This window comes from Prauserella salsuginis (assembly GCF_024648885.1).
In the GTDB taxonomy this organism is placed as follows: domain Bacteria; phylum Actinomycetota; class Actinomycetes; order Mycobacteriales; family Pseudonocardiaceae; genus Prauserella; species Prauserella salsuginis.
In genome coordinates this window covers 590,608-612,838 of record NZ_JANBBF010000009.1, presented here as the reverse complement: position 1 = coordinate 612,838, position 22,231 = coordinate 590,608, and the positions used below count along the sequence as shown (strand labels likewise).

Sequence of the window (22,231 nt, the reverse complement as noted above, 5' to 3'; positions counted from 1 at the left end):
TCGGTGCGGTGAAACGTCGGCTGCGGTGGACGTCAGGCGAGGTGGAGACGAAGTGGCAACGAGTCCCACGACCGCAGCGTGTTGTTGAGGTGCCGGCGCGGCGGCGCGGCGGGTTCGAGGTGCTCGACACGGCGTGCGAGCGCGGTGAGCAGCGCCTCGGCTTCGAGCCGGGCGACGTGCTGGCCGACGCACTGGTGGATCCCCATCCCGAACCCGACATGGCCGGAGGGATCGCGGCCGAGGTCGAACCGGTCGGCGTCGGCGCCCCAGCGTCGGTCGTCGCGGTTGGCCGCGCCGAGGAACATCAGGATCTTGTGCCCCTCGGGAACGGTCCGGCCGCCGATCTCGATGTCACGCGTGGCGGTGCGGAAGAAGACCTGGACCGGCGACTCCCAGCGGACGGCCTCGTCGAAAGCGACCCGTGCCGCTGCGGCGGGAGCCTCGCGGAACCGCGACCACTGCTCGGGATGGGTGGCCAGCGCGTGCAGCACGGCGGACAGCCCGTGCACGGTGGTGTCGACTCCTGCGGAGAGCAGGGACCGCACGATCAACGGCGCCTGGTCGAAAAGGATGTCACCACGGTCGGCGGCGGCCCAGATCTCGGCGCCGAACCCGTCGGGCGCAAGCACGTCACGCCGGCACTGCGCGCTCGTCCATTCCTGCAGCTCGCCCGCGCGGGACTCGCCCGCTTCGACGAGGTGGTTGCGCGGGCCGAAGCTGTTGAACAGGTGATCGCCGTAGGGAAGCAGGTTCTCCCGCCCCTGCTGCGGAATGCCGACCGCGTCGGGGAACACCCGCAGCGGAAACGCCTCGGCCAGTTCGGTGACGGCGTCGATCTCGACGATGTGGGTCCCGTCGGCCAGCACCTTTTCGACCAGGGCCTCGGCGTCGGCGAACCAGTCGTCCCGCAGCGTGCGCAGAGCCCGGGGAGACAGGATCTTCTGCAACACTCGTCGTGGTGCGTCGTGGTGCGGCGGGTCGGCCTCGAGGAGCAGGCTGGGCGGCCGCCACGGCTGCTCCGTACGGAAGTTCGCCAGTCCGACCCCTGCCGCGGACTGGAATCCCTGCCAGTCCACGAGAGCAGCACGGACCTGCTCGTAGCGGGCGAACGCGAGAATGTCGTAGCTGCCCAGGTGGACGACCGGACCTGCGGCACGCAGCTGTCGCTGCAGCGGGATCGGATCGGCGAGGACCTCGTCGCAGAACGGATCGACATCGATCGTCGGCGCATAGCCGAGCGTCGGTGCGCTCATGGTTTCACTCCATTGTGAACTAAGTCGTGTGGGACTTTCGGTGCGCTGTTGGGTGCGGAGCCGTCAGAGGTCGAGTACGAGCCGGTCGCCCGGAACGGCGCGCGAGACGCACGGGAACATGCAGTCCCCCGCCTGCCGATCGTCGTCGTCGAGAATGGAGTCGCGGTGGTCCGGACGGCCTACGAGCACGGTCGTCTCGCAGGTGCCGCACGTGCCCTGCCTGCAGGACGACAGCACGTCGACGCCCGCCGCGGCGACCGCCTCCAGCACCGTCTCGCTCCGGCCGACGACGATCGTGCGGCCGGACCGGGCGAGTGTCAGCTCGAAGGAGGTGTCGCTGCCTCCGTCGGAACGGTCGCGGGCGACGAACCGCTCGGTCCGCACCGAGCTCGATGGCCAACAGGCGGCCGCGGTGGCCAGCGCATCGAGCAGTGGAGCGGGCCCGCACGCGTAGATCCTGGTGTCCTCGCGCGGCTCACCCAGGAACGCGGGCAGGTCGAGCAGCCCGGACTCGTCCTGCGGCTCGACCCGGACCCGCTCGCCGTAGCGGCCCAGCTCGTCGAGGAACGCCATCGAGGTCCGGGTTCGGCCACCGTAGAGCAGGTTCCAGTCCGCGCCGAGCAACTCGGCCTGAGCGATCATCGGCAGTAACGGGGTGATGCCGATCCCGCCCGCGACGAAGAGGTACCGCGCGGCGGGCACGAGCGCGAAGTTGTTGCGCGGCCCGCCGATGCCGACCAGGTCGCCCTCGCGCAGCGAGTCGTGTACGAAGGCCGATCCCCCGCGGCTCGACGGTTCGCGCAACACGGCCACCCGGTACGAATGGGCGTCCCACCGGTCGCCGCACAGCGAGTACTGCCGGGTGGTCCCGTCCGGCAGCACGAGGTCGATGTGCGCGCCCGGCGCCCAGTCCGGCAGCCGGTCACCCACAGGGTCGGTGAGAACGAGGCCCATGACGCCGTCGGCTTCCCTGCGGATCTCCGTGACGCGCGCAGTACCCGCGCTCGCCTGTTCGGCCACGTGGCCGCGCTGGTGGATCGGAGCGACGTTGCTCACCGGTCAACCTCCCGAGGGGACGGATCCGAGACGCGGGAAAGCATGTGAGCCGGTGCGGCCGCGGCAGAAGAGCCTTCTCAATGATTGGAAGTACCGAGGGCACGTGACAACCCCCGTGCGGCCGTGCGCAGCACCGGGACCAGCGCGAAGGCGTCCGTCGACCGCGGCACGATGACCGAGAGGGCGGCGACGACGGCGTCCTCGCTCCCCCGGATCGGCACGGCGACGCTGGTGGCGTCGACGTGGATGTGGCCTTCGGAGATGACGTAGCCGGATCGGCGTGCTGCGGCGAGAGCTTGGCGCAACGTGTCGGCGTCGCCGATCGTGCGCTCGGTGTAGCGGTGCAGCGGGCGGTCGAGGATCCGCTGCTGGAACTCGGGGGACGAATGCGCCGCCAGCAGCACCCCGGACGAGGACGCGTGCGGTGGCAATCGGCCTGCGATCTCGGTGAAATTGATGATCGCGCCCGGCGCCGACAGGCGCTCGACACACAGCACCTCGTCGCGGTCGAGCACGCTCAGCTGGACGTGGTGACCGACCGCGTGGTGGACGTCCTCGAGGAACGGCATCGCCGCTTCCCGCAACGACAGCGCGGGCGAGGCCCGGTGGGCGAGCTCCCACAGCCGCATGCCGATCCGAACGTGCCCGCTGGAATCGCGCACGAGGAAACCGTGCCCGACGAGCTCGGCGACGAGCCGCGACGTCGTCGGCACCGGCAGCTCCGCCGCGCGGGCGATCTCGGTGATCGTCAACGAGCGGCGGCCGGAGGTGAAGACCTCGATGATCCGGACCACGCGGGCGAGGACCGATTCCCCCGTGGCGACCCTGGGCATGGTCGGCAGTCTGCCTCACCGGCGCCGCGGTGAGCGAGCCCTGCGCGGGGGTGTTCGCCGGTACGCTCGAACTCGTGCTGACCGACGATGCGATGCCGGTCGCCCACCGCGACTCGCCGTCCGCGGCGTATCGGGCCTACCTGGCGTTGGAGTTCCTGGCGCTGTTCTTCGGGGTCATCGCCGCGTTCGCGGTGCTGGCCGACGGTGTCAGCCCCGTCCCGTTCCTGGTCGTACTCGGCATCGCCAGCGTGGTCTACCTCCTGCGGGTGGGCGAGTTCGACCGCCGCGACCTGTGGCGCGCCTCGGCGGTGCGCGCTCGGCTCCTGTCGATTCTCGGCCTGTGGGCGGCGGCGTGCGTCGTCGCGGTGGCCGGGGTCGCGGTGTTCCTGCCCGGCGACCTGTTCTCGTTGCCGCGCGGGGAGCCCGTCCTGTGGGCGATCATCGCGGTGGGTTATCCCGTGCTGAGCGTGTACCCGCAGGAGTTGATCTTCCGCGCGTTCCTGTTCCGCCGCTACCGGCCCGTGTTCGGCTCGGGCGCGGGGATGATCCTGGCGAGCGCTGCCGCGTTCGGATTCGCCCACATCATCTTCGGCAACCTGTTCGCCGTACTCGCGACGACCGCCGGCGGGCTGCTGTTCGCGTGGCGGTACGCGCGCAGCCGCTCGCTGCTGGCCGTGTCGATCGAACACGGGCTCTACGGCGTCCTGCTGTTCACCGTCGGCCTCGGCCGCTTCGTCTACCACGGCGCCGGCTGACGCATCCGAGGCCGAGATCTGTCCGCCACGGGCCATCGCCGCCGCCGTTACCTAACCGAGTTGCAGGGCTAGGTAGAGGTCGACGCGGTCTGCGAAGCTCGCCAGGTCCTTACCGGTGATCTCCTCGATCCGGCGAATGCGGTACCGCAGCGTGTTGACATGGACGTGCAGTTCAGCAGCCGCCTTTGCCCAGGAACCCGACGTCTCCAGGAACAACCACAGGGTGTGCACGAGGTCCGACTGGTGCCGCGCATCGTAGGCACGCAGGTCCCGCAGCAGCCGCTCGTGGAAGGAGCTGCGCAGCTCGTCGGGTAACGCTGCGAGCAGCAGCGCGTGCGAGGACACCTCGTCGCCGGTGACCACCCGAACACCGCCGCGGGAGCCGGTCTCTCGCGCGAGCTGGTGCTCGGCGAGCAGGCGGGCGTGGCGGGCTTCCTCGATCGTCGAACGAAGCCGATCGGCCGGCGCCACCCCGCTCACCCCGAACGTCAACCGCCGCTTGCCGAGTGCCGGTTCGATGGCGGCGAGCTTCGCCCGCAGCGCGTCGACGATCTCCTGCTGAGCGGACGAATGGGTGGCCAGCACCGCTACCGTGTCCGCGTCGGCGGAGCCGATCAGCGTCGTTGGCGCCAGTTCGTCGCCGATCTCGGCCAGCAGCGCGGCAGCCAGACCCGCGTCCTCGCCTGCCTGGCAAGCGAGCACCCACACCGGGACGGCGGGGTCGTGCCCGAGGGTCCCGAGACGAGAAGCGATCTCGGCAGGCGGTGCCGAGCTGTCGAGCACCATCCGCAGGAACATGTCCGTTCCCTGGCGGGCGACCCGGCGCCCCTCGTCGAGCCGAGCGCGAAGCAACGCGACGGCCGTCCCGAGCTCCTGGACCACCGCCTGCTGCCCAGCGGAGAACTCGCGGTGGTCGGCACCGAGCACGACGCACCACTGCGCGGCTCTGCTGCCGGTGTCCGGACCGGCCGCCGTGACCGAATACGTGGTGGCCCGGTCGCCGAAGGTGAAGCTCGTGGGGAGTCGCTCGGTCCGGACGAAGCGGCGCACCGCGGTACGCCGGGTGGGCTCGGGCAGGTCGTCGACGTCCTGTCCGCCCGGGCTCGCCGCCGCGATGCTCCGGCCGGTCGTGGACAGCACCCAGCATCCGATGCCCAGTTCGGCCGCCGCCGAGCGCAGTACGTCCTCGAGATCCGCTCCCTCCGCGACGTCCGCGACGAGGCGTCGCGACCGGCCGAGCATGCCCGTGCGCTCGGCGGTCACGCCGAGCACCACCCGGTCGGAGATCTCGGCGAAGCTGACGTCCAGCGGAACCTCGATCAGGGGGAGATCGTGTCGTCCGCACGCCTCGATCAGGTCAGGCGGAGCCGCGCCGAGCCGAGCGGTGCCGGAGATCAGACCGGCGACCCCGGCATCGACGAGCGCGGCGACGAAGGTTTCCGAGTCGGCAGCCGACTCGTGCCACATCAACCCGGTCAGCACGACCTCGCCACCGGAGAGGTAGCGCCGCGGGTCACGCAGGTCGGTCGTGTACACCCAACGGACGACCCGGTCCAACCCGCCGGCCCCCGTCAGCAGCTCCAGCCGCAGATCGGGGTCGTCGAGAAGCGTGCGAAGCAGCATCGAGCACCTCCCTCAGCAGGTCGCGCGGCCTGCGCTTGTAGGAATCTACGATAGCCAGGTCGCCCGTGGCCGATGTTTTCGTCGGATCCACCGCTATCGCGGCGCCTCACGTCGGCTGTGTACTGAGTCACAGCAATCCGAACGCTAGGAGGCGCAGGACGTGGACTTTCTCCGCGCCGCATCACTGGACGATGCGCTGGCCACGAAGGCACAGCGACCCGACATCGCACCCATCGCAGGCGGCACCGACCTCATGGTGGGAATCAACTTCGACCATATCCGCCCGAGCGGGCTGCTCGACCTGACCTCGGTCCCCGAGCTGACCGAATGGTCCGAATCGGGCGACGTGGTCCGCGTCGGAGCCGGGGTGCCTTACGCACGAATCATCAGCGAACTCGGCGAACGCCTTCCGGGCCTGGCGATGGCCGCGCGAACGGTCGCGTCGCCACAGATCCGCAACCGTGGCACGGTCGGCGGCAATCTTGCGACCGCGTCTCCGTCCGGCGACGCTCACCCAGCCCTGCTGGCTTGTGACGCCGAAGTCGAACTGGCATCGACTCGCGGCACCAGGCGGATGCCGGTCACCGAGTTCTTCACCGGCGTCAAGCGCAACGCGGCCGAGCCGGACGAGCTGATCACCGCGGTGCATCTCCCGCGTGCCACCGGCCCGCAGCAGTTCGCCAAGGTCGGCACCCGCAACGCGATGGTGATCTCGGTGTGCGCGTTCTCGGTGGCGCTGCATCCGGATCGGGCAGCGGTCGGCACCGGTTTCGGCTCCGCGGCACCGACCCCGCGCAGGGCCGTCGAGGCCGAGCAGTTCCTGTCCGGCGAGCTGACCTCGCGAGGGATGTGGGCCGACCCGCGACCGTTGCCGGACACGGTGGTCGAGAGGTTCGGGGAGCTGGTCGCGGCCGCCTGCGCACCGATCGACGACGTACGGGGCACGGCGTCCTATCGCAGGCACGCGCTCGGTGTCCTCGCACGGCGAACGGTCCGCTGGACATGGGACGAGTACTCGATCGGGAGGCAAACATGCGCCTGAACCTGACTGTGAACGGCAGGCCGCACCAGGCGGACGAGGTATGGGAAGGCGAGAGTCTGCTTCACGCACTGCGTGAGCGGCTCGGCCTGCCCGGTTCGAAGAACGCGTGCGAGCAGGGGGAATGCGGTTCGTGCACCGTGTACCTGGACGACGTGCCGGTGTGCTCGTGCATGGTCGCCGCAGGGCAGGCGCAGGGGCGTGCGGTACGCACGGTCGAGGGACTGGCCGACGGCGAGCGGCTCGACCCCGTCCAGCAGTCCTTTGTCGACGCCGGTGCCGTGCAATGTGGATTCTGCACCCCTGGCCTGCTCGTGCAGGCACACGACCTCATCGAACGGAACCCGGAGCCGACCGACGCGGAGATTCGCGAGTCACTGGCGGGCAACCTCTGCCGCTGCACCGGCTACGAGAAGATCATGGACGCGGTCCGGCTCGCCGCACAGCGGAAGGCGGTGTCATGAACGCTCACGGCAATGCTCCGAGCAGGACCCCGCAGGATCTCAGCGAGTCGATCACGGGCGGGGTCGGCGAGTCCCCGTCCCGCCCGGACGGAAACCTGAAGGTCCGCGGCGACTACGCCTACTCCTCGGACCTCTGGGCCGAGGACATGCTGTGGGGCGCGACCCTGCGCAGCCCGCACCCGTACGCGCGGATCACCGGTATCGACATCGCACGGGCCCTCGCCTATCCCGGGGTGTACGCGGTGCTGACGCACGAGGACGTGCCCGGTGACAACCGCTACGGCCTCAAGATCACCGACCAGCCGGTGCTCGCCGAGGACGTCGTGCGGTTCCGGGGTGAAGCGGTCGCGCTGGTGGCCGCCGACCATCCGGAGACCGCGCGCCGGGCGCTGGAACTGATCGCGGTCGACTACGAAGTGTTGGAGCCGGTCACCGATCCGAAACGCGCCGCGCACGACGAGACGTTGCCGAAGCTCCATCCGGACTCGGGGCGCGAGAACAATCTTGTCCGCTACCAGCCGATCGTCCGGGGCCGGCAGGACGTGACGGCGGAGGTCGTCGTCTCCGGCACCTACACACTCGGTATGCAGGATCAGGCGTTCCTGGGCCCGGAATCGGGGTTGGCGATCCCGGCCGAGGACGGTGGGGTCGAACTGTTCCTCGCAACGCAGGACCTGCACTCGGACCGCAAGCAGACCGCACGGGCCCTCGGCCTGCCCCCGGACAAGGTGCGGATGACCATGTCCGGCGTCGGCGGCGCCTTCGGCGGGCGGGAGGACCTGTCCATCCAGGTTCACGTGTGCATGCTGGCGATGCACACCGGCAAGCCGGTGAAGATGGTGTACAACCGGGAAGAATCGTTCTACGGCCATGTGCACCGGCATCCGGCGGAGATGCACTTCGAGCACGGCGCGACCCGCGACGGCGATCTGGTCTACGTCAAGGCCCGGATGTACTTCGACGGCGGCGCCTACGCGTCCAAGACCCCGGTCGTCGTCGGTAACGCCACAACCCTGGGAACCGGCCCGTACGAGGTTCCCAATGTGGACATCGCAGGGTGGGGCGTGTACACGAACAACCCGCCGTGCGGGGCGATGCGCGGGCTCGGTGCGGTCCAGCCGGCGTTCGCCTACGAGGCACAGATGGACAAGCTGGCAAGGGCCCTCGACATGGACCCGGTGGAGTTGCGGCAACGCAACGCGGTCGCCCAGGGATCCGTCCTGCACACCGGGCAGCAACTGGACTACCCGGCGCCGGTCGGCGAATTGCTCGAGCGCGCCCGGAAGCTGCCGATGCCGCCGGAACGGGACCCGGCCGCCGAACCGGATATCCGGGACCTGCCCGGCGGTGCGGCCAACACCACGCACGGCGAGGACATCGCACGCGGGGTCGGTTACGCCGCGATCATCAAGAACGTCTCCTATGCGGAGGGAGCCGACGACTACTCGACCGCGCGGGTGAGCCTGCAGGCGGTCGGCGGCGAAGCGGTGGCGATGGTGCACACCGCTGCCGCGGAGGTCGGCCAGGGCCTGGTCACCGTGCAGCAGCAGATCGCACGAACCGAACTCGGGGTCGAGCGGGTGAACATCCACCCGAACGACACCAGCGTCGGTGAAGCCGGGTCGAGCTCGGCGTCCCGGCAGACCTACGTCACCGGTGGCGCGGTCAAGGCCGCGTGCGAAGCGGTTCGGGAGACGTTGTTCGACCGGGCCGCCGCCGCGCTCGGGCACACCCCGCCGGATCTCGCGGTCGTCGACGGAAAACTCGTCTCCGAATCGCACGGCGTACTGGCGGACGTGGTGGACGTCCTAGGCGACGGCGTAATCGAGTGCACGAGGGAGTATCACCACCGGCCGACCTACCCGCTCGACCCCGAGACCGGGCAGAGCGAACTGGTGCACGTGCAGCACGCCTTCTCCGTACACCGCGCCGTGGTGGACGTGGACACGCAGCTCGGTCTGGTCAAGGTCGTGGCGTTGGACTGTGTCCAGGATGTCGGCAAGGCGGTCAACCCGGACGCGATCGTGGGCCAGATCCAAGGGGGTGCCACCCAGGGCATGGGGTTGGCTGTAATGGAGGAGATCCAGGTCTCCGACGGCCTCATCCGCAACCCCTCGTTCACCGATTACCTCATACCGACCATTCTCGACACCCCGCCGATGAAGGTCGACATCATCGAGCGCGGGGATCCGCACGCCCCGTACGGAGTGCGCGGTGTCGGCGAACCGCCAACCATCTCCGCAGGGCCCGCCGTGCTCGCCGCGATCAGGGCGGCCACCGGCATCGACTTGACACACGCCCCGGCCGGCCCGGAACACATCACCGGCACGGCGCATTAAGCCTGCCGGTCTGCGATCGCGAAAGGACGAACCACGCATGACCCTGTCCACAACGGACCTGGATCTCGAGCGGTCCTGGATGGCCGAAGCGATACGGATCGCCACCGACAGCGTGAGAAGCGGCGGCGGACCTTTCGGCGCCGTCGTCGCACGGGACGGCGACATCGTTGCCACCGGCAACAACCAAGTCACCGCCACCTTGGATCCCACGGCGCACGCCGAGGTGACGGCGCTGCGTAACGCCTGCCGTGAACTCGGCACCTTCAGCCTCGCGGGCTGCATCCTGGTGACCTCGTGCGAGCCGTGCCCGATGTGCCTGTCCTCGGCGCTCTGGGCGCGGTTCGACCGGATCGTGTTCGCCGCGGACCGCGATGACGCCGCCGCGGGCGGCTTCGACGACAGAGCCTTCTACCAGCTCTTCGAGAAGAACCCTGCGGGCACCTGGCCCATCACCATGGACCGGATCGAGATGCCCAACCGTACCGAGCCGTTCGACACCTGGCTGACCAAGCCGGACCGGATCGAGTACTGATCCCATTCGGGTGGTGGCGCGGCGACCGGGCCGCACCACCGCCCGAGAGGCCGACTGCATGCGCACCGCCATCGCGGCTGCGCCGACAACCCACGGCCAACCGACGGACGGCGACGTTCTGGCGCCGATCCGCACTTCGAAACGCCCAGCAGTCCGGACAGGCCGAACGCGCCTGTCGGAGGGCGCCCACCGGCATGGGGAGGACTCATGACTCAACTGCGCACGGAGGCTGCGGGGTCCGGACGACCCGGTGATTCGTCCGGACCCCGCTCCCGGCTCGACCGGTTCTTCAAGATATCCGCCCGCGGCTCCACGGTGTCCCGTGAGCTCAGAGGCGGGCTCACCACATTCGTCGCGATGGCCTACATCGTCATCCTGAACCCGATGATTCTCGGCTCGTCCGCCGACATCACCGGCCGGGAACTGTCCACAGCGGAGCTGACCACCGCCACCGCTTTCACAGCTGCGTTCGCGACGATCCTGATGGGCGTCGTGGGTAACGCGCCTTTGGCACTGGCTTCCGGCCTCGGGGTGAACGCGATCGTGGCGTTCACGATCGCGCCGGTGATGACCTGGGAGCAGGCCTTCGGCCTGGTGGTGCTAGAGGGCATCTGCATCATCATCATGGCGGCCAGCGGGCTGCGGCAGAAGATCATCGACGCCATCCCGGACGCGTTGAAAACGTCCCTGACCGTCGGGATCGGACTCTACATCGCGCTGATCGGCCTGGTGCAGGCCGGTTTCGTGACGCGCAATCCCGATTCGGCGGACACGACGGTACCGGTCGGCATGGGTGACGGCGGCACCCTGCAGGGTTGGCCCATCACGGTGTTCTGCGTGACGCTGCTGCTGATGGTCGTCCTCGTGGCACGCAAGGTTTCCGGAGCCATCCTCATCAGTATCGCGACCGGCACCGTGCTCGGGGTCGTGGTGAACTATGCGTTCGGCCTCACCGAACAGGACTGGGGGTTGATCCAGCCGAACCTGCCGGACAAGGTGGTGGCCGCGCCCGACTTCGGACTCTTCGGAGATGTCGACCTCTTCGGCGGATTCGCTGCCGCAGGTGGCATCGCGGCCACGATGTTCCTGTTCACACTGGTACTTTCCGGGTTCTTCGATGCCATGGGCACGATCACCAGTGTGAGCAACCAGGCGGGGCTGGTCTCCGACGGCAAAGTGATCGGCATGGGTCGCATTCTGACCTCGGACGGGATCGCCGCCACCGCAGGCGGCATCACCGGTTCGTCGCCGAACACCGTGTTCATCGAATCCGCTGCGGGCGTGGGCGAGGGCGCGCGCACGGGGTTGGCGAGCGTACTGACCGGCGGCCTGTTCCTCGTGGCGCTGCTGTTCACGCCGTTCGTGTCCGTGGTGCCCGCGCAGGCGGCCGCGCCCGCGCTCGTCATCGTCGGCGGAATGATGATGGCCCAGTGCACAAAGCTGCCGTGGGACGACCCGGACTACACCATCCCGATGTTCGTGACCATCGCGCTGATTCCGTACACGTACGTGATCACCAACGGTGTCGGCGCCGGCATCATCGCCTTCGCGGTGATCAAGCTGGCGAGGGGGAAGGTCAGGGAGATCGGCTGGCTCGTCGGAATCCTGGCGATCGTGTTCGCGGTCTATTTCGGAATCGATGCTATCGAGATCCTGTTCGCCTGACTCGGGGCGAAACCATGCAAGTCGAACATGAAAGGAGCGAGGAGATGGCTTTGCTGTTCCTCAACGGCGGTGGCATGCGCGGAGGTCCGCTGAACCACCAGCTACAGGGTGCGCCCTTCGTGGGCAGGGCGACGTCGGCGCCGAAGTACCGGTACTACTCGGTCGGTGACCGGTTTCCCGCCATGGACGAGGTGGAGACCGACGGTCGGGCCGTGGTCGGTGAGGTCTACGACGTCTCGCTCGAGGTGCTGCGCGAACACCTGGTCCCGGCGGAGCCGCCGGAGCTGGAACTCGGCCTGATCGAGCTCGCCGATGGCGCCTCGTGCCTGGCGACGGTGCTGCGCAAGCCGTACCGGGGCGACAACGATCTGGTCGACATCTCGGACATCGGTGACTGGCGCCGCTACCACGGATGGGAGTGAGTCGCCGAGCGCGGCACTACTCCGCACGCAATCAGCGGCGGCGAGGTCTTCCGCCCTTGCCGCCGCTGCCGCGCTTGCCACCGCCCCCGGTGCCACCGCCCCTGCCGCCAGAGCGCTTGTCGCCGCCGCGCTTGCCCTGGTTGCCGGCACGGCCTCGCTGCGTCCCGCCGGTCGGCTGTTCGGTGGCGCGTTTCGGCTGCTTCGGGGTCGGGCCGCGGCCCCGGGTGCTGTTGACGGTCCGGCCGCGGACGATGCCGATGAACTCTTCCATCAGGTCGGTCGTCTCGCCCTCGGGCCACGACAGCGCGACCTGCGACTGCGGCGCGTCCGTGAGGGGCCGGTAGGTGAGGCTCTTGCGGTGGTGCAGCCGCGCGAGCGACTGCGGTACGGCGAGAACGCCCACCCCCGCCGCGACCAGCTCGATGGCCCCCGCGGTGGTGTCGGGGCGGGCGATCGCCGGCTGCCCGGGCAGCTGTTCCCAGGCGAGGGTGTCGTCGTGGGGGTGGAGCACGACGTCGTCGGCGAGATCGTCGACGGACAGCTCGTCGGCGACGGTGAGCAGGTGTTCCTTCTCGACGACCACCACGGTCGTCTCGGTGTAGAGCGGGATGGCGTGGAGGCCGGTCCGATCAGTCGGCAGCCGGAGCAGGACCGCGTCGGCGTGGCCCTCACGCACGTGGTCCGCCGCGTCGACCGCGGCGATGCCGTCCAGCTGCAGCGGGACGTCGGGCACACGTTCGCCCCATTTCCGGACCCATTTGTCCGGGATCACCCCCGGGACATACGCGAGCCGGAACGCCTGGGGCTCGTCACGCTCGTCAGGGGTGGTCACCGGCCCAGATTACCGGGTGCGGTCGACCGGCACGCCCAGCCGGATACGCTGGGGACCATGACGTCGCGCAAGACCACCCAGACGATGAAGCCCGCCACCGCGGCCAAGAAGCTGGGCGTTTACCTCGAAGCCACTCCTGCCGAGTTCCAGGAGGGTGTGGTCTCCCGCGACGAGCTGAACGAACTGCAGGCCTCCCCGCCGGAATGGCTGCGGGACCTGCGCCGCAACGGTCCGCATCCGCGCCAGGTCGTCGCGGCCAAACTCGGCATCTCGATCGGCGGGCTCGCCCGCGCAGGCCTGATGGATCCGCTCACGACCGAGCAGATCAACGCGATCAAGGACGAGAACCCGGAGTGGCTGCAGCGCGAACGCGCCACGCAGGCCGAGGTGAAGAAGGAAGCGGCCCGCGTTAAGAAGGAAGCCACGGCCAAGGAGAAGAACACCGAGGCCGAGCAGCGGCGTTCCTGAAGCCGGGAGGCGGGTCCCAGCGCCCGACCGCTACCACTTCCCGCAACCGCCGAGCTGACATCCCGATGGCGTGATCGCCTGCGGTATCGCTCCACCCGGTCCTGTCGCCGAGCCTGCCCTCGGCGCCGACGTCACCCCCACCACAGGCGGCCGACGCGGCGGCGGGGACGACTCCGCACGCGGATCGTCGTCGCCTCGACCTGGTGACCCTTTCGCCCCTGCCGGCGAAGACGGCGCGGGCCGCGGTCACCAGATCTGGAAGATCATGACGACGAAGATGCCCGCGATGAGCAGAGCCGCCAGGGCCGTCAGCGCGATCGTCACGATCGGCAGTACGCGTGGTGGTGTGGGTTCCCGGTGGGACAGCCCGGACGTCTGGCCCGACTCCGGCGGAGTGTCGCCGGGCCGGACGCCCCCACCGGGCTCGAGGCCCGGGGTCTCCTCCGGTGGCGGATCCGGGGGTTGAGCCGTCATCGGCACGCCTCGCATTCGGCCGAACTCACAACGTCCACACGTGGCCGGAGCCCCGTGAAGACCGGTCACGCCGGCCCTACCCGAGCGCGGCGCCGCCGAAACAAGCGCGGCGGACCGGCCGGCTGTGCGGACCGGCGTGGATCGACCCCGTCATGACCTACGCCCCGGGCGGGTTCGCGGTGTCGGCCTGATCGCCTGTCGCAGTGAGGCGGTCCCCGGAGTGAGAACGAGCCGGCATGGAAATGCCCCTTGCCGGGAGCCTGTGCGCTTCCGGCAAGGGGCATTCGACCGCTGCTCAGTAGCCGCGGGCGATCCACTCTTCGAGATGTGGCGCTTCGGTGCCGATCGTGGTGCCGTCGCCGTGTCCGGTGTGGACACGGGTGTCGGCGGGCAGGCTGAAGAGCCGGTCCCGGATCGAGCCGATGATCGTCGGGAAGTCCGAGAACGACCGGCCGGTGGCGCCCGGCCCTCCGGAGAACAGCGTGTCGCCGGAGAACAGCGCCTTCGCCTCGGGCAGGTGCAGGCACATCGACCCCGGCGAGTGTCCCGGCGTGTGGAGCGTCTCGATGTCGGTGCCGGCGACGGAGATCCGGCTGCCCTCCTCCAGCTCGCTGAACGGCACGCCGGGGTGGGTCATCTCCCACAGTTGCCGATCGGCGGGGTGCAGCAACACCGGGGCGTCGAACTTCTCGCCGAGCTGCGGGGCGTGGGTGACGTGGTCGTTGTGCCCGTGCGTGCACACCACCGCGACGACGTTGCGGCCCGCTACGGCCTCGGTGATCTTGTCGGCGTCGTGCGCGGCGTCGACGATCACCACGTCGCTGTCGTCGCCGATGAGCCAGACGTTGTTGTCGACCTCCCAGCTGCCGCCGTCGAGTTCGAAGACGCCGCTGGTGACGACCTGGTCGATGCGCGCGCTCACACGATCACCACCGAACGCAGCACCTCACCGGCGTGCATGGTGTGGAAGGCCTTCTCGACGTCGTCGAGCGTGATCCGCTCGGTGACGAACTTGTCGAGCGGGAGCCTGCCCTCCCGGTACAGGTTGACCAGCATGGGGAAGTCCCGCTCGGGCAGGCAGTCGCCGTACCAGGACGACTTCAGGGCGCCGCCGTGGGCGAAGACGTCGATCAGCGGCAGCTCCAGCCGCATGTCCGGCGTGGGCACGCCGACCAGCACCGCCGTGCCCGCGAGGTCCCGCGCGTAGAACGCCTGGGTCCACGTCTCGGGCCTTCCGACGGCGTCGATGACCACGTCGGCACCGAAACCGCCGGTCAGGCCCTGGATGGCTTCGACGGCGTCGGTCTCGGCGGCGTTGACGGTGTGGGTGGCTCCGAGGTCGACGGCCCACTCGAGCTTCTTGGGGTCGCGGTCGACCGCGATGATCGGCGACGCGCCGGCCAGGCGTGCGCCGGCGATGGCGGCGTCACCGACGCCGCCGCATCCGATCACGGCGACCGAGTCGCCGCGGCCGACCCCGCCGGTGTTGACGGCCGAACCGATGCCGGCCATGACGCCGCAGCCGAGCAGCCCGGCCACGGCGGGGTCGGTGTCGGGGTCGACCTTGGTGCACTGCCCCGCGTGCACCAGGGTCTTGTCGGCGAACGCGCCGATCCCCAGCGCAGGCGAGAGTTCCGTGCCGTCGGTGAGGGTCATCTTCTGCGTGGCGTTGAACGTGTCGAAGCAGTACTGCGAGCGGCCGCGCTTGCATGCCCGGCACTGTCCGCACACGGCGCGCCAGTTGAGCACGACGAAGTCGCCCGGTTGCACCGAGTCCACGCCCTCGCCGACACTCTCGACCGTGCCGGCGGCCTCGTGACCCAGCAGGAACGGATACTCGTCGTTGATCCCGCCGTCGCGGTAGGTCAGGTCGGTATGACAGACGCCGCACGCGGCGATCGCGACGACGACCTCACCGGGCCCGGGGTCGGGGATGACGATGTCGGTGAGCTCGACGGGAGCTCCCTCGGTGCGGGCGATCACGCCGCGGACTTGTTGTGGCATCGGGGCGGTTCCTTCGGATCGACGAACAAGACATGCGCATCACCGCATGCCTTGCCGACACTAGTGTGCTGCGCCATCCATATGACCTGTCCGGACGGACAGCAATACCTCGACCTCCGACGAGTTAGACTGGCGGAATGCCGGACGAACTGGATCCCGTCGCCGCCCTGACCGGGCTGCGGGAGGTCCTCGACGGGCCGCTCCACGAGATCGCCCGCCGCCTGTCGCACCTCGTCGCGTCGCGGTGGCCGCACACGGCGCTCATCGTCTTCACCCGCGAGTGCGCAGGCCGGCCCCGCAAGGTCGCCGGCGACGTCGACATGCTCAACAAGGTCACCATCGGTGAGCTGGAGCAGGTCAAACAGGAACTCGACCCCGGCACTCCGGTCTGCTCAACGTTCGCGATCGCGGGTGAGCAACGGGCGGTGTGGGCGGTGCGCGACCCCTCGGACATGCTGCTCGTCCTGGTTCCCCGGTCCCCGGGCCAACCGCTGCCCCAACCCGGCCTGCTGACGGCGCTGTTCGGCATCGTCGCGACGTCGATCCGCCAACAGGTGGCCCAAGCCAGTCCGGACTACCTCGCCGAGTCCCGCGCGGCCGCGCTCGAACGTGAACGCACCATCACCGAACTGGCCACCGCGCACGAGTCCACACTGGTCAGACTGCTGACGACATTGCGGTCGACGGAGCTCGACGACCATCGAGCGCGGGTCACCGCGACCGACGCGACGTCGTCGGCCCTGGTGGCACTGCGCACCGCCCAGCAATCGCAGCAGGCACTGTCCACCGAGGCCGCCCCGGCCGCGTTCACCGTGCTGCGCAACGAGATCCGGCAGATGTTGCGGCATCACGAGGCGCCGATCGAGTTCGCGGCACCGACCGCCGCAGGTAGCACCCTCCCCGGCGACATCGCGCACGCCGCGCGCGCGATGACCCGCACTGCGGTGCTGGCACTGACCGCCGATCCCGAGTTGGCCCGCCTGCGCGTCGCGTGGACCTGCGACGACGCAACGCTGCTGGTCGACGTCCGCGATCAGAGCACGGGAAACCTCGACGGGGCGTCGCTGCGCCGGCAGTTGCAGGGCCGCGCGCGGACGCTCGGCGCCACGGTCGGCGTCGACGCCACGCCCGGTTGGGGCAGCCGCGTCACGGTCGAACTGCCACTCGACGCGTCCGCCGACACCGGCGTGGAGACCCGGCTGACCAACCTCAACCGCCGCGAGCGCGAGGTGCTCGACCTGCTCGCACAGGGCAAACGCAACAAGGCCATCGCCGCAGACCTCGGTGTCACGGAGAGCACCGTCAAGTTCCACGTCACGCGGGTACTGCACAAACTCGACGTCAGCACCCGCGGCGAGGCGGCCGCGCTGGCTCTCACCGCGGGTGCCGACGCGGCGGCACGCACCTAGCGCAGACTCCGGCGCTACGCTGCTCACGGCCGGTCGGCAGCGACGCGGATCGTGAAGGGGTGGGCGGCATGGCAATGGTGACGCCGGCGGAACTGAGTCCCGACGCATCGTTCGCCCTCGGGTGCTGCACGAAGGTCAAAGGCGGCATCGTCGCCCCGCAGCGGATGACGTATGCGACCTACCGGTTCGCCACTCGCCGCCCGGAACGCGGCAAACAGCACGGAACCGTCGACTGTCCGCGGTGCGGCGCCACGATCCCGCTGTCGATCCTCGCGGTGTCCGACGTGCGCCGGCGGCGACGGAACTGCCGAACGGCCTGGACCGTGGCGAGCGTGATCTCGTTCGTGACACCGATCGCGATCATGCTCGCCACCGGCGACGACGAGTGGCTCGCGATCGGCCCGCTCCTGATCCCCGGGATCGGCCTCGCGATCGCGGCCGTCGTCCATCCGCCGTCGATGACCGGCATCAGCATCGCCCGGAAGGCGCGCGGCCAGCACATCGTCACGCGGTAGCCCGCCGGGAGTCAGCCGCCACGTCGATCGCCCGACGGTGGCCGGGGCAGGACGATCGGCGTCCCGGTGAGCGGGTCGTCGATGACGGCGCAGTTCAGCGAGAACACGGATTCGATGGTGTCGGGCTGCAGGACCTCGGCGGGTGGCCCCTCGGCGACGATGCGGCCGTCCTTGACGGCGACGAGGTGGTGGGCGTAGCGGCCCGCGAGGTTCAGGTCGTGCAGGACGAGCAGGGTGGTGCGGCCGAGCGCGGCGTTCAGGTCGGTGAGCAGTTCGAGCAGGTCGATCTGGTGGGCCAGGTCGAGGTGGGTGGTGGGCTCGTCGAGCAGCATGACGTCCGGATCCTGGGCGAGTGCGAGCGCGAGCCATGCCCGTTGCCGCTGACCGCCGGACAGTTCGTCGACCGGTCGCTCGGCGAGGTGGGTGATGCCAGTGGACTCCATCGCCGCCGTGATCGCGGCGTCGTCGGCACCGGTGTGGTGGCGGAACCAGCGCTGATGCGGGTGCCGTCCGCGGCCGACGAGGTCGGCCACGGTGATGCCATCGGGCGCGAGGGGCTGCTGGGGCAGCAGTCCGAGGCGCCGGGCAAGCGTTTTCGTGGCGAGCCGCGCGATGTCCTGTCCGTCGAGCAGGACGGCTCCGCGGCGTGGGCGCATCAGCTGAGCGAGCCCGCGCAGCAGAGTGGACTTGCCGCTGCCGTTGGCGCCGACGATGGCGGTGATCCGGCCGGGTGGCACGGTGACGGAGACGTCCCGGACGACGGGCTCTGCGTCGTAGCCGAGGGTGAGCCTGTCGGCCGACAGTTCCGTGGCCGGCGGCATGGCGGTCGCGGTCGCGTCAGGGTTCATCCGGTGTGTCCGATCCGGTTGGCACGAGCGAGGAGGTAGAGGAGAACGGGTGCGCCGAGGACTCCGGTCACGGCGCCGACGGGCAGTTCGGTCGGCGCGAACAGCAGCCGCGCGACGAGGTCGGCGCCGGTCACGAGCAGCGCGCCCGCCGCGGCGGCCGGGCCGAGCGTGACCGGCCTGCCCGCCAGCAGCCGCCGCGTGATCTGCGGGGCCACGAGTGCGATGAACCCGATCGGACCGGCCGCCGCGGTGGCCATGGCGGCGAGGACCACGGCGGTCGTGATCAGGGCGAGCCGGACCCGGGTCGTCCCGCCGCTGAGCGTTCTGGCCAGGTCGTCGCCGAGTTCGAGGATGCGAAGATGCCGGCCGAGCACCAGCAGCACGGGCACCGCCACCGCCAGTGCGACGAGGACGATGGTGACGTGCAGTGTGCCGCGGTTGGCGAGGCTGCCGGTGAGCCAGGACGCCGCACTCAGTACCTGGTGGTAGTCGGCCCGTACCAGCAGGTAGGAGATCGCGGACGAGAGCATGGCCGCGATACCGATGCCCACCAGCACGAGCCGATAGCCGTTCAAGCCCCGGTTGAGCGCGATGAGCACGATCGCCGCGGACGTCAGCAGCGCCCCGGCGAGCGCGCCCAGTACGAGGGACGCCCCGGCACCGCCCGCGACGGTCATCACGAGCAGCGCACCGAACGACGCGCCGGCGTTCACGCCGATCACGTCAGGGCTCACCAGCGGATTCGCGGCGATCCGCTGCAGGATCGCGCCCGACACGGCGAACGCCGCGCCGACCCCGAGGCCGGTCACCACGCGGGGCAGCCGGTCCCGCACCACCACGTCGTACTCGATGAGCGTTCCCCCGCCGCCGAGCACGCGCAGGGTGTCGGCGAGCCGCAGGTCGAACTCGCCGAGGCCGAGCGCTGCCACGGCGAGCGTCAAGGCGCACAGCCACAGCATCGACGTCAACAGCGCCGAGCGCCGCTGCAGCCGGAACACGACGGCTCCGCGGGCGACACGCACGGCGACGGTGTCCTTGGCCGTCACAGCTGTGCCACCTTCCGGCGGCGCACCAGGTAGAGGAACAGCGGTCCGCCCGCGAGCCCGGTCACGATGCCCACCTGCAGCTGCTCCGGCTGCACCAGCCACCGGCCCGCGACGTCGGCGAGGAGCAGCAGGATCGGGCCCAGCAGCGCCGACAGCGGCATGATCCACCGGTAATCCGGCCCGATCAGCAGGCGTGCGATGTGCGGGACCGCCAGACCGACGAAGGCGATGGGGCCTGCGATCACGGTCGCCGTACCGGCCAGTAGCAGCACCGACACCGCCGCGAGCACACGGATCGCCACCAGCCGTGTCCCCAGGCTGCGCGCCATGTCCTCGCCCAGCGCGATCGTGTTGAGGCTCCCGCTGACCGTCAGCGCCAGCAGGAAACCCGTGACCAGGAACGGTCCGACGGCGGCCGTGACCTCGGCCCCGGCGCGGGTGAGTGAGCCGACGGCCCAGAACCGGTACTCGTCCAGCGTGGCCGCGTCGAGCAGCGTGACGATGGTGGTCATCGAGCCGACCATGGCGGTGAGCGCCGCTCCGGCCAGCGCCAGTTTCACCGGCGTCGCTCCGCCCCGGCCGAGGGAACCGAGAACGTAGACGAAGAGGGCGGCGGCTCCGGCACCGGCGAACGCGAACCAGAGATGGCCACCGGCCGTGGTCACGCCGAGCGCGATCGCGGTCACCACGGCCAGCGACGCGCCGGCGTTGACGCCCAGAATTCCCGGGCCCGCCAGCGGGTTGCGCGTGAGTCCCTGCATCACCGCGCCGGCCACTCCCAGGGCACTGCCCGCCAGCAGGCCGGACACCGTTCGCGGGATGCGCACGTGCCACACGATCGTGTCCACGTCTGCCTGTCCCGGCGAGAGGACCGCCGACAGCACGCGGGCGGGCGAGGCCGGATAACTTCCGACCACAAGGGACAGTGCACAGGCGACGGCGAGCAGCGCCACCGCCGACGCCGTCCAGACCACTGTGGACCGCCACCCTGCCCGGCCTTCCCGCGGTCGCGGTGCCTGCGGCCGCGGCGATGCCGCCCGCTGCGACGGGATGCCGGCCACGTCGGCCGTCGTCGATGCGCGTTCCCCGGCCGACGAGACCCCCACGGCCACCCGGATCCTCTCGGTCGGCGAGCTCCGCTTGTTCACCCAGCTCGCCTCAGCCGACGCGGTCGGGGTGCAGCACCGACGCCACCAGTTCGACGCTGTGGGCGGCACGGACTCCCGCACTGCGGTCGGCGAACAGGAACGGGTGCACCGCCTTGTTCTCCACCGCGGTCAGACCGGACAGGGCCGGGTCGTGCAGGATGGCGTCGACCTCGGGCCGGGCGTCCTGTTCGGTCATGCTCGCGTCACAGCACGCGTCGGTGAGGATGACGTCGGGGTCACGCTTGACCAGTTCCTCGGCGCCGACATCGATGTTGCGTTTCTTCGACAGGTCGGCGAAGGCGTTCGTGCCGCCCGCCCGTTCGATGATGTGCGAACCGAAGTCGATACCGCTCGCGACGCCGTAGGTGCCGTCCTCGTTGGGCGACACGATGGCGACCGACGGCCGGTCGACGCCGGCGACCTGTTTCTCGACCGTGGCGATCCGTTCGCGCATGTCGCTGATCACGGCCTCCGCGTTGTCCTCGACGCCGAACAGGGCGCCGAGATCGCGCAGGTCCCGGTAGATGTTCTCGACCTTCACGGTGGCCGGGTCGATCGACTGGTCGGTGAGGCCGTCCTCGCTGGGGCAGAGCGGTGAGAGGATCCAGCTCTGCACGCCGACCTCACGAAGGCTGGCGCGCGTGCCGACCGAACTGTCGGCGCCCTGCTCGGCGAAGAATCCGTTGAAGCCGGACAGCACGAAGTCCGGGTTCGCCTGCAGCAGTGCCTCTCTGCTGGGGAGGCTGGGCAGGTAGTCCACATCGGCCTGACGGTCCGCGTACTCCGGCAGCACCTTCGCATCCAGGAACGCGGTTCCGGCGAGCCGGTCGCTCACCCCGAGAGCATGGGCCAGTTCGATGGCGGGCTGGTAGGCCGCGTAGATGCGCTGCGGGGGATCGCCGGTGGCCACGTCGATGCCGCAATTGGTCCGGCTGGTCGCACCGCCCGCTGCCGATACGGCATCCGGCGGTGGCGGTGCGCAGGCCGTCGCCACGGCAGTCAGAACTGCCGCGCACAGGGCCTTGGCACGCCGAGCTGTGGCGTGCGGAGAAGTGGTCGCGACGGAGTTGCGCCCACGGCGCAGAGTGGAAGTGGCGCGCCGACGGCGCAGAGCGCCAGTTGAACGCCTACGGCGCGGTGATACAGGGCGACTTCGGCGCGGTGATACAGAGTTGCGCCTTCGGCGCAGCGATACAGGGCGCCTTCGGCGCAGCGGCAATGACATCGTCAGCCCGCCCCTCCAGGTCCTCGTGGATCGGGTCATCGGTGTGCGATCGGGTCACACAGTGCCGTGGCCGGTCTCCTGGCTGACGGGTCGTACGCGCTGTGCCAGCCTTCCCGGAACGTTCGTTCCAGTGGCTCGCATGCTGAACGGCACAGCACTTCCCGAATCACAGTGGCGAGGGCCGCTCCGGTTTTCCACCGGATTCCCGTGCACCACGGCGGTGTGAACCTAACAGACCCGCGCGCCACCCGGGGTGTGTCGGCACCCACACGGCGCACGAC

Annotated in this window: 22 protein-coding genes and 1 riboswitch; of the genes, 10 read left to right on the top strand and 12 right to left on the bottom strand. The window is 70.0% G+C overall.

Annotation, left to right across the window (positions count from 1 at the left end; translation table 11 throughout):
- Window positions 1-32: 32 nt before the first annotated feature.
- From LY40_RS09585 to LY40_RS09575, 3 genes are all read right to left on the bottom strand, one after another.
- Window positions 33-1,253, bottom strand: coding sequence for a cytochrome P450 (locus tag LY40_RS09585; protein WP_183783597.1), 1,221 nt, complete (start codon window positions 1,251-1,253; stop codon window positions 33-35).
- Between the two features lie 63 nt (window positions 1,254-1,316).
- Window positions 1,317-2,207 carry a PDR/VanB family oxidoreductase gene (locus tag LY40_RS09580; RefSeq protein WP_183785581.1) on the bottom strand — a complete coding sequence of 297 codons (891 nt, stop codon included), beginning with the start codon at window positions 2,205-2,207 and terminating at the stop codon, window positions 1,317-1,319.
- A 179-nt stretch (window positions 2,208-2,386) separates the two neighbouring features.
- Entirely contained in the window at window positions 2,387-3,142 is a 756-nt protein-coding gene (locus tag LY40_RS09575; RefSeq protein WP_258936590.1) for an IclR family transcriptional regulator, read from the bottom strand.
- Window positions 3,143-3,171: 29 nt separating this feature from the next.
- On the opposite strand from LY40_RS09575, the gene LY40_RS09570 reads away from it, so the two are divergent.
- Complete coding sequence (locus LY40_RS09570; RefSeq protein ID WP_258936589.1) at window positions 3,172-3,897, top strand: CPBP family intramembrane glutamic endopeptidase; 726 nt, start codon at window positions 3,172-3,174, stop codon at window positions 3,895-3,897.
- Window positions 3,898-3,948: 51 nt separating this feature from the next.
- Here the strand turns inward: LY40_RS09570 and LY40_RS09565 are convergent, their stop codons facing one another.
- On the bottom strand, window positions 3,949-5,520 hold the full coding sequence (locus LY40_RS09565; RefSeq protein WP_258936588.1) for a PucR family transcriptional regulator: 1,572 nt from the start codon (window positions 5,518-5,520) through the stop codon (window positions 3,949-3,951).
- 160 nt (window positions 5,521-5,680) lie between these two features.
- Between LY40_RS09565 and LY40_RS09560 the strand changes: the two genes are divergently transcribed.
- The 6 genes from LY40_RS09560 (at window position 5,681) to LY40_RS09535 (ending at window position 11,981) form a co-directional block, all read left to right on the top strand.
- Complete coding sequence (locus LY40_RS09560) at window positions 5,681-6,562, top strand: FAD binding domain-containing protein (protein WP_183783594.1); 882 nt, start codon at window positions 5,681-5,683, stop codon at window positions 6,560-6,562.
- Window positions 6,553-7,023 (top strand): (2Fe-2S)-binding protein, encoded by a 471-nt coding sequence (locus LY40_RS09555; RefSeq protein WP_183783593.1) that lies wholly within the window; start codon window positions 6,553-6,555, stop codon window positions 7,021-7,023. The genes LY40_RS09560 and LY40_RS09555 overlap by 10 nt, the downstream gene beginning before the upstream one ends.
- Complete coding sequence (locus LY40_RS09550) at window positions 7,020-9,362, top strand: xanthine dehydrogenase family protein molybdopterin-binding subunit (protein ID WP_183783592.1); 2,343 nt, start codon at window positions 7,020-7,022, stop codon at window positions 9,360-9,362. The genes LY40_RS09555 and LY40_RS09550 overlap by 4 nt, the downstream gene beginning before the upstream one ends.
- Before the next feature lie 37 nt (window positions 9,363-9,399).
- Window positions 9,400-9,894, top strand: coding sequence for a nucleoside deaminase (locus tag LY40_RS09545; protein WP_183783590.1), 495 nt, complete (start codon window positions 9,400-9,402; stop codon window positions 9,892-9,894).
- A 207-nt stretch (window positions 9,895-10,101) separates the two neighbouring features.
- Window positions 10,102-11,559: an NCS2 family permease gene (locus LY40_RS09540; protein WP_258936587.1), complete on the top strand. Its 1,458-nt coding sequence runs from the start codon at window positions 10,102-10,104 to the stop codon at window positions 11,557-11,559.
- A gap of 44 nt (window positions 11,560-11,603) precedes the next feature.
- Window positions 11,604-11,981, top strand: coding sequence for an allophanate hydrolase-related protein (locus tag LY40_RS09535; RefSeq protein ID WP_183783586.1), 378 nt, complete (start codon window positions 11,604-11,606; stop codon window positions 11,979-11,981).
- A 31-nt stretch (window positions 11,982-12,012) separates the two neighbouring features.
- Here the strand turns inward: LY40_RS09535 and LY40_RS09530 are convergent, their stop codons facing one another.
- Window positions 12,013-12,813, bottom strand: coding sequence for a LysR family substrate-binding domain-containing protein (locus LY40_RS09530; protein WP_258936586.1), 801 nt, complete (start codon window positions 12,811-12,813; stop codon window positions 12,013-12,015).
- 57 nt (window positions 12,814-12,870) lie between these two features.
- On the opposite strand from LY40_RS09530, the gene LY40_RS09525 reads away from it, so the two are divergent.
- Complete coding sequence (locus tag LY40_RS09525) at window positions 12,871-13,281, top strand: DUF5997 family protein (RefSeq protein ID WP_183783582.1); 411 nt, start codon at window positions 12,871-12,873, stop codon at window positions 13,279-13,281.
- Between the two features lie 246 nt (window positions 13,282-13,527).
- Here the strand turns inward: LY40_RS09525 and LY40_RS09520 are convergent, their stop codons facing one another.
- The 3 genes from LY40_RS09520 to LY40_RS09510 form a co-directional block, all read right to left on the bottom strand.
- Entirely contained in the window at window positions 13,528-13,755 is a 228-nt protein-coding gene (locus tag LY40_RS09520) for a DUF6480 family protein (RefSeq protein ID WP_258936585.1), read from the bottom strand.
- 295 nt (window positions 13,756-14,050) lie between these two features.
- Complete coding sequence (locus LY40_RS09515) at window positions 14,051-14,677, bottom strand: MBL fold metallo-hydrolase (protein ID WP_183783579.1); 627 nt, start codon at window positions 14,675-14,677, stop codon at window positions 14,051-14,053.
- A complete protein-coding gene (locus tag LY40_RS09510) occupies window positions 14,674-15,759 on the bottom strand; it encodes an S-(hydroxymethyl)mycothiol dehydrogenase (protein ID WP_183783577.1) in 1,086 nt (361 codons plus the stop codon). The genes LY40_RS09515 and LY40_RS09510 overlap by 4 nt, the downstream gene beginning before the upstream one ends.
- A gap of 137 nt (window positions 15,760-15,896) precedes the next feature.
- On the opposite strand from LY40_RS09510, the gene LY40_RS09505 reads away from it, so the two are divergent.
- Both LY40_RS09505 and LY40_RS09500 read left to right on the top strand, forming a co-directional pair.
- Entirely contained in the window at window positions 15,897-17,168 is a 1,272-nt protein-coding gene (locus LY40_RS09505) for a LuxR C-terminal-related transcriptional regulator (RefSeq protein WP_183783575.1), read from the top strand.
- A gap of 68 nt (window positions 17,169-17,236) precedes the next feature.
- On the top strand, window positions 17,237-17,683 hold the full coding sequence (locus LY40_RS09500; protein ID WP_183783574.1) for a hypothetical protein: 447 nt from the start codon (window positions 17,237-17,239) through the stop codon (window positions 17,681-17,683).
- Between the two features lie 11 nt (window positions 17,684-17,694).
- Here LY40_RS09500 and LY40_RS09495 read toward each other — a convergent pair whose 3' ends face one another.
- The 4 genes from LY40_RS09495 to LY40_RS09480 are packed head-to-tail and all read right to left on the bottom strand — an operon-like array spanning window position 17,695 to window position 21,719.
- Complete coding sequence (locus LY40_RS09495) at window positions 17,695-18,531, bottom strand: ABC transporter ATP-binding protein (protein ID WP_258936584.1); 837 nt, start codon at window positions 18,529-18,531, stop codon at window positions 17,695-17,697.
- On the bottom strand, window positions 18,528-19,577 hold the full coding sequence (locus tag LY40_RS09490) for a FecCD family ABC transporter permease (protein ID WP_258936583.1): 1,050 nt from the start codon (window positions 19,575-19,577) through the stop codon (window positions 18,528-18,530). The genes LY40_RS09495 and LY40_RS09490 overlap by 4 nt, the downstream gene beginning before the upstream one ends.
- Window positions 19,574-20,725 (bottom strand): FecCD family ABC transporter permease, encoded by a 1,152-nt coding sequence (locus tag LY40_RS09485; RefSeq protein WP_258936582.1) that lies wholly within the window; start codon window positions 20,723-20,725, stop codon window positions 19,574-19,576. Before LY40_RS09485 ends, LY40_RS09490 begins: the two co-directional genes overlap by 4 nt.
- Before the next feature lie 10 nt (window positions 20,726-20,735).
- Window positions 20,736-21,719, bottom strand: a complete 984-nt coding sequence (locus tag LY40_RS09480) for an ABC transporter substrate-binding protein (protein WP_258936581.1) — start codon at window positions 21,717-21,719, stop codon at window positions 20,736-20,738.
- Window positions 21,720-22,001: 282 nt separating this feature from the next.
- A riboswitch (cobalamin riboswitch) is annotated at window positions 22,002-22,182 on the bottom strand.
- Between the last annotated feature and the right edge of the window lie 49 nt (window positions 22,183-22,231).

What these genes read in the sequence shown, in the direction of transcription:
- LY40_RS09545 (WP_183783590.1), top strand. Translation starts at nt 9,400, where the DNA reads ATGACCCTGTCCACAACGGACCTGGATCTCGAGCGGTCCTGGATGGCC.
- LY40_RS09575 (WP_258936590.1), bottom strand. Translation starts at nt 3,142, where the DNA reads ATGCCCAGGGTCGCCACGGGGGAATCGGTCCTCGCCCGCGTGGTCCGG.
- LY40_RS09555 (WP_183783593.1), top strand. Translation starts at nt 6,553, where the DNA reads ATGCGCCTGAACCTGACTGTGAACGGCAGGCCGCACCAGGCGGACGAG.
- LY40_RS09535 (WP_183783586.1), top strand. Translation starts at nt 11,604, where the DNA reads ATGGCTTTGCTGTTCCTCAACGGCGGTGGCATGCGCGGAGGTCCGCTG.
- LY40_RS09495 (WP_258936584.1), bottom strand. Translation starts at nt 18,531, where the DNA reads ATGAACCCTGACGCGACCGCGACCGCCATGCCGCCGGCCACGGAACTG.
- LY40_RS09580 (WP_183785581.1), bottom strand. Translation starts at nt 2,207, where the DNA reads ATGGGCCTCGTTCTCACCGACCCTGTGGGTGACCGGCTGCCGGACTGG.
- LY40_RS09565 (WP_258936588.1), bottom strand. Translation starts at nt 5,520, where the DNA reads ATGCTGCTTCGCACGCTTCTCGACGACCCCGATCTGCGGCTGGAGCTG.
- LY40_RS09585 (WP_183783597.1), bottom strand. Translation starts at nt 1,253, where the DNA reads ATGAGCGCACCGACGCTCGGCTATGCGCCGACGATCGATGTCGATCCG.
- LY40_RS09520 (WP_258936585.1), bottom strand. Translation starts at nt 13,755, where the DNA reads ATGACGGCTCAACCCCCGGATCCGCCACCGGAGGAGACCCCGGGCCTC.
- LY40_RS09550 (WP_183783592.1), top strand. Translation starts at nt 7,020, where the DNA reads ATGAACGCTCACGGCAATGCTCCGAGCAGGACCCCGCAGGATCTCAGC.
- LY40_RS09540 (WP_258936587.1), top strand. Translation starts at nt 10,102, where the DNA reads ATGACTCAACTGCGCACGGAGGCTGCGGGGTCCGGACGACCCGGTGAT.
- LY40_RS09525 (WP_183783582.1), top strand. Translation starts at nt 12,871, where the DNA reads ATGACGTCGCGCAAGACCACCCAGACGATGAAGCCCGCCACCGCGGCC.
- LY40_RS09505 (WP_183783575.1), top strand. Translation starts at nt 15,897, where the DNA reads ATGCCGGACGAACTGGATCCCGTCGCCGCCCTGACCGGGCTGCGGGAG.
- LY40_RS09500 (WP_183783574.1), top strand. Translation starts at nt 17,237, where the DNA reads ATGGCAATGGTGACGCCGGCGGAACTGAGTCCCGACGCATCGTTCGCC.
- LY40_RS09510 (WP_183783577.1), bottom strand. Translation starts at nt 15,759, where the DNA reads ATGCCACAACAAGTCCGCGGCGTGATCGCCCGCACCGAGGGAGCTCCC.